General features: G+C 33.8%; 2 protein-coding genes. One reads left to right on the plus strand and one right to left on the minus strand.

Annotation, left to right across the window (positions count from 1 at the left end):
- Positions 1-292: 292 nt before the first annotated feature.
- Entirely contained in the window at positions 293-679 is a 387-nt protein-coding gene (locus PX481_RS25885; protein ID WP_043999243.1) for a hypothetical protein, read from the minus strand.
- 282 nt (positions 680-961) lie between these two features.
- Between PX481_RS25885 and PX481_RS25890 the strand changes: the two genes are divergently transcribed.
- Entirely contained in the window at positions 962-1549 is a 588-nt protein-coding gene (locus tag PX481_RS25890) for a helix-turn-helix domain-containing protein (RefSeq protein WP_288027875.1), read from the plus strand.
- The last annotated feature ends 120 nt before the right edge of the window (positions 1550-1669 follow it).

A 1669-nucleotide genomic window follows, 5' to 3' on the forward strand; every position in this document is an offset into this window, starting at 1 on the left:
ACCCTTATAGAGAAAGGCATTTAGCGATTTTTGTCAATTGTTTTTTATCTAGAGCGAACTAATCAATTAAGTCTCTTGCCAGATAAGGATTTAGTCGATTTATGCCCCCCTATCGAACCATAACAAGTAACGAAGAGCCAAGAAATATGAAATTAAACAACTCAAGTAATGAGGCATTATTAGCAAACGATTTGCCAAATCCATAAAAAATTCTCCAGCTAACTTTACCAATTTATGAAATTATCAAAGTATCAAAAAGGTTGGGTAAATTTTGACAATTTGTGCACTCGATTTACTCACCGAATAATTGACCATGTACAGCATTTACAAACGCTTCTGCTTCTGATTTTTGCCATGGCAATCCAGTGACAGGAGTTGCTGTTCCTCCGGCCGTAACCACACTTACCGTTGGAGATCCCCACATCAATAGAACACCAAAAATCAAGGGAATAATACCCACTACTACAGTTATCAAGACAATTCCTAAAACAACAAGGAATAGTCCCCCAACAACTTTCCTATCCATTTCATATCGAACTGAAACAACTTGCTTGAGAGGAACATCTTCTCTTCGTCCACCACTAAACCAGCTTTTCTTCGCCATATAGGTAAGTCTTTTGTTCGTTACAATACCAAAACAGTTGTCAACTAAGACATTTTCTTTAGAACTTGATGTCATTTTTTCCTCCTCATTTGATTTGTGTAATGGTTGATCGTGTGACCTGGACTGCATTGCCTAAAGCCAGTTTAGGCATCCTGACTGTGATATACTAAAATCTGTACTATCACACATTTTCTTTAGATTGCCTAAATAAAGCCTTGAAACTGCTTAATTACTTAGGATACATCGTAGTCTTGAGTTTAGTCAGTCGGAAAAGTCGGAACTTACAGCCAAACAATTGATCTGAAATATCGGAAATATCAGCTAAAATAAGTAAAAAACTTACCTAATCTATAGTCCATGTTTCAAGCTAATCTATCTAATACGGTGTTAAATCTCTTAGATGAGTTGGTTTTTGCCAAAACAGATCAACATCTAGACTATCTTCAAAAAACTATCTTGCAAGGGACCTTAGAAGGTTACAAATACTCAGAAGTTGCCAAAGAATCTCATCTTAGTGAAGGTCATATTCGAGATAGTGCTTCAGAATTATGGAAAATTTTGTCAGAAGTTTTAGGGGAAGATATTACTAAATCAAATATTAGAGCAGTTTTAAAGAAACATAGCTTTATAAATAATAATATGGGACGAGATTTAGTCTCTTTTAATAATGTTCATATTTGTGATCATAATCCATTTTCCCTCAATAATAATAATTATCACTCTGAAATCCAGCGCGATCAACCTTATTTAGATTTAGGTCATATTCCTGAAATAACTCAATTTTATGGGAGAGTTGCCGAATTAAATAATCTAGAAACTTGGATAGTTGCGGAGAAATACCGTTTGGTTACTGTGTTAGGTTTAAAAGGAATTGGTAAAACCACCCTTTCTTTGAAACTGGTTGATAAAATCAAAAATAGTTTTAATAGAACTCTTGCAAATTAATTATATGTTATAATCATGGGTTAACTAATTTTCCCCAAAAAATTAGTTAACCAGTACATTTGTCCTGAATGAAAACTTGAAGTTTAACTTTTAACTCAAAACTCTTTAGATATGCTTTAA

Source organism: Microcystis sp. M53603_WE2 (genome assembly GCF_030065435.1).

Excerpts from the sequence above, each read along its gene's own strand:
- PX481_RS25885 (WP_043999243.1), bottom strand. The coding sequence starts at position 679 with ATGACATCAAGTTCTAAAGAAAATGTCTTAGTTGACAACTGTTTTGGT.
- PX481_RS25890 (WP_288027875.1), top strand. The coding sequence starts at position 962 with ATGTTTCAAGCTAATCTATCTAATACGGTGTTAAATCTCTTAGATGAG.